The organism is Ruegeria sp. CH11 (assembly GCF_056537105.1).
Window position 1 is genome coordinate 1 of the sequence record NZ_JBQFQX010000040.1, and the last position, 3,576, is coordinate 3,576.

At 59.1% G+C, this 3,576-nt stretch carries 4 protein-coding genes; all 4 read right to left on the reverse strand.

Annotated features, from left to right (window positions below):
• Positions 1–16 precede the first annotated feature (16 nt).
• Positions 17–556, reverse strand: coding sequence for a VOC family protein (locus tag ACR0LX_RS22810; RefSeq protein WP_480785614.1), 540 nt, complete (start codon positions 554–556; stop codon positions 17–19).
• Positions 557–625: 69 nt separating this feature from the next.
• Complete coding sequence (locus ACR0LX_RS22815; RefSeq protein WP_480576755.1) at positions 626–817, reverse strand: DUF2783 domain-containing protein; 192 nt, start codon at positions 815–817, stop codon at positions 626–628.
• A 13-nt stretch (positions 818–830) separates the two neighbouring features.
• A complete protein-coding gene (locus tag ACR0LX_RS22820) occupies positions 831–2,450 on the reverse strand; it encodes an FAD-dependent oxidoreductase (protein WP_480576752.1) in 1,620 nt (539 codons plus the stop codon).
• A 29-nt stretch (positions 2,451–2,479) separates the two neighbouring features.
• A complete protein-coding gene (locus tag ACR0LX_RS22825) occupies positions 2,480–3,430 on the reverse strand; it encodes an MBL fold metallo-hydrolase (RefSeq protein ID WP_480785613.1) in 951 nt (316 codons plus the stop codon).
• Positions 3,431–3,576: the final 146 nt, after the last annotated feature.

Consider the following 3,576-nt stretch of genomic DNA (forward strand, 5'->3'; position numbering starts at 1 on the left):
TTGCCGGAGCGGGGATTTATTTTTTGAGTTCTTTTGCGTGCAGCCAATCGGCGTGTTTGGGTGCGCGTTTGGTTTTGGACCAGTCTTCCAGCATCAGCCATTTGACGTCGTCCATGCGGGCCAGCATGGCCTCTTCTTCCGGATCCGGGCAGGCCAGTTCTACGCGGTGGCCGTTGGGGTCGAAGAAGTAGATCGAATGGAACATGGAGTGGTCGGTGACGCCCAGAACCTCGACGCCCTGCGCCTCGATATGTTCTTTGAAGGCCACCAGCGTTTCGCGGTCTTTCACCTTGAACGCGATATGCTGCACCCAGATCGGCGTGTTGGGATCACGCCCCATTTCGGGCTTGGTCGGCAACTCGAAAAAGGCCAGAACATTGCCCATGCCGGCATCCAGAAACAGATGCATGTAAGGGTCCGGTTCATGGGTCGAGGGCACGTGATCTTCAGCAATCGCCAGGATGAAGTCCATGTTCAGGATCTTGCCATACCATTCGACGGTTTCCTTCGCGTCCTTGCAGCGATAGGCGACGTGGTGAATCTTCTCAATCTTCAGGTCCATCGGACATTCCTTTCGGATTGGCGCCATTTTGGCAGGTTTCTGGCTTGGAGGGTCTTTTCCGGCTCAGGTATCGGCGGCAAGGCTCATGGCCTGGTCCAGCACCTCGGCATCGCCGATATGGTTGGCCAGGATCAGAACCAGACGCGCGCTCAGCGCATCGCTTTCCTCTTTCGATTTCCCTTCGAACACGTTCAGCAGACGCGCATAGAAATCATCGGGGTTGGCGATATTGGGATCGGTATTCAGAGTGCTCATCTTGATCTTCTCCTCATCCGCGACCGGTTGCGGTGTTCAGGGCCTTGCGAACGGCCGCTTCGTCGAAGCTGTCCCAGCGGGCAGCAACATGCTGGTCGGGCCGCATCAGATAGACCGCAGATCCGCCATCGCCCAGATAACGATCCGCCAGTTCCGAGTTGCCATCCGCGCTCAGCGCGACACGGGTTACCGTGATGCCGTCCACCTCCAGGCTGTCCGGCGCATCTGCATCGATGGTCAGCAACTGGAACGCTCCGCCCAGCCGATCCAGCAACCAGCCGCCACTGGCAGGGGCATCCACCATCGGCGCCCCGACGCGCGTACGCGCCGGTCCTCCGGTCAGCTCATCCGGCCCGTTCAGCGACAGGCCATCGTAGGCACAGGGCACGGATAACCGCCCCGAATTCACCAGCGGCCGCGCAAACTGCGCCTTACCCGCCAGGTTCAACACCGCATCGCGGTAGATCTTGCTGGTCTCGGATTTCGGGGTGATGAAGTCCGTCGACCGGGTCGAGTTCAGAATGTTCTCATCCGCCCCGTGCACCCGTTCCTCCGAATAGGTGTCCATCAGCGTGTTTGGTGCCTTGCCGTTGATCACCAACCCAAGTTTCCAACCCAGATTGTCGGCGTCCTGCATTCCCGAATTGGCGCCACGTGCACCAAATGGCGATACCTGATGCGCCGCATCTCCGGCAAACAGAACCGGACCGTGGCGGAAGCTGTCCATCCGCTTGCACTGGAACGTATAGATCGAGGACCAGACCATGTCGTATTCGACACCGCCCAGGAACGCATCCAGACGACGGCGGATGTTTTCCTCTTTCATCTCTTCCTTGCGGTCCACATCCCAGCCGATCTGGAAATCGACCCGCCAGACATCATCGGGCTGTTTGTGCAACAGCAACGAGGCCCCCTGCCCGTGGGTCGGCTCGAACCAGAACCAGCGCTCGGTCGGGAACTCGACATCGCCTTTCATCTTGATATCGGCAATCAGGAAACTGTCCTGGAACACCTTGCCGGTGAACTCATAGCCCAGCATGTTGCGCACGGGCGAACTTGCCCCGTCGCAAACCACCAGCCAGTCGGCTTCCACCTTGTAGGGGCCGTCCGGCGTCATCACATCCAGAACCACGTGATCATCCTTGACGTCAACCGCATCGACACGGTTCTTGCCGCGCAGCTGGATCGGCGCGCCACCTGCCTGCAACTCGCGCAGGCGATCGATCATGAAGCGTTCGAAATACGGCTGCTGCAGGTTGATGAAGGCCGGATATTTGTGGCCCTGTTCCGGCAACAGGTTGAACGAGAACACCCGGTCATCCTTGTGGAACACCTTGCCCAGGTTCCAGACCACGCCCCGGTCAACCATCGGCTCGCCGCACCCATAGCGATCGGCAACTTCGAGCGTGCGCTTGGCAAAGCAGATCGCCCGGCTTCCCATGCCGATACCCTCATGGTCATCCAGCACCACAACCGGTACGCCCTGCTGGCCCAGATCAAGGGCGGTGGCGATGCCGATCGGGCCGCCCCCCACGACCACCACCGGATGGCGAACGGCCTCGGCCTTGTCCTGATCGGGTGACTTCTCATACGGATAAACCTTATCCGCCAGAGTATATCTGTCGTCGAACATCAATTTCTTCTCCTCCAAAAAATCGCCGATCAGCCTTGCAGGGCTTCCCACATGTCCAGATCGCGCTGTGCGGTCCAGATGCGCGGTGTGTCGATGCCACGGGCTTCGTCATAGGCGCGAGAGACGTTGAACGGCAGGCAATGCTCGTAGATTGCATAGTCCTTGAACTTCGGATCGCAGGACGCGCGGCAGGCATCCCATGCATCCTTCAGCGACCCGCCGCGTGCAGCGACCTTGGCCACCGGCAGATATGTGCTGTCGACAAAATCGCGGGTGTTTTCCAGCGCCGCGTTGACCGCCTCGGTCCCAACCAGCGCCTCGCCGCGGCCCGGCGCGATCGCGTCCACGTCATAGGCCTTGATGTTGTCCAGCGTCTGGCCCCAATCGTTGAAATGGCCATCGCCGCAATAACAGGCCGAGTGCGCCTCGACGATGTCGCCCGTGAACATCACGTTCTGATCCGGCACGTGAATGATCGCGTCTCCGGCCGTATGGGCGCGGCCGATCTGCTTGATGTCAACCCGGCGGTTGCCCAGGTAAACCGTCATGCTGTCCGAGAATGTCGTGGTCGGCCAGGTCAGGCCGGGAATGCTCTCATGGCCTTCGAACAGGCGCGGAAAGCGCTGAAACTCACTGTCCCAGTCCTCCTGGCCACGCTCGACAACCATCGACCGCGCCTTGTTCGACATGATCACCTGCTGCGCTCCAAAGGCGCTGGCGCCCAGAACCCGAACCGCGTGATAATGGGTCAGAACAACATGGGTGATCGGCTTGTCGGTCACGCTGCGGACGCATTCGATCACCTTGTTCGCCAGCCGCGGCGTCGCCTGCGCCTCGACAATCATCACCGAGTCATCCCCGATGATCACCCCCGAATTCGGATCCCCTTCGGCGGTAAAGGCATAAAGTCCTTCGCCGATCTCATCAAAGGTGATCTTCTTCTCCGTCAAGTCTCCCTGAGACGCGAATGCTTTTGCCATTTTCTCGGTTCCATCCTGTTTCCACAACAAAGCGAGCACAGCTTGTCTCAAGCAGCCGGCGACAAAACACGCTCGCTTACATTTTTCGTTGTAATCGTAACGAGTATTGTTACCCAATCAACACCAATAAAGTCAAGTTCGTTCAA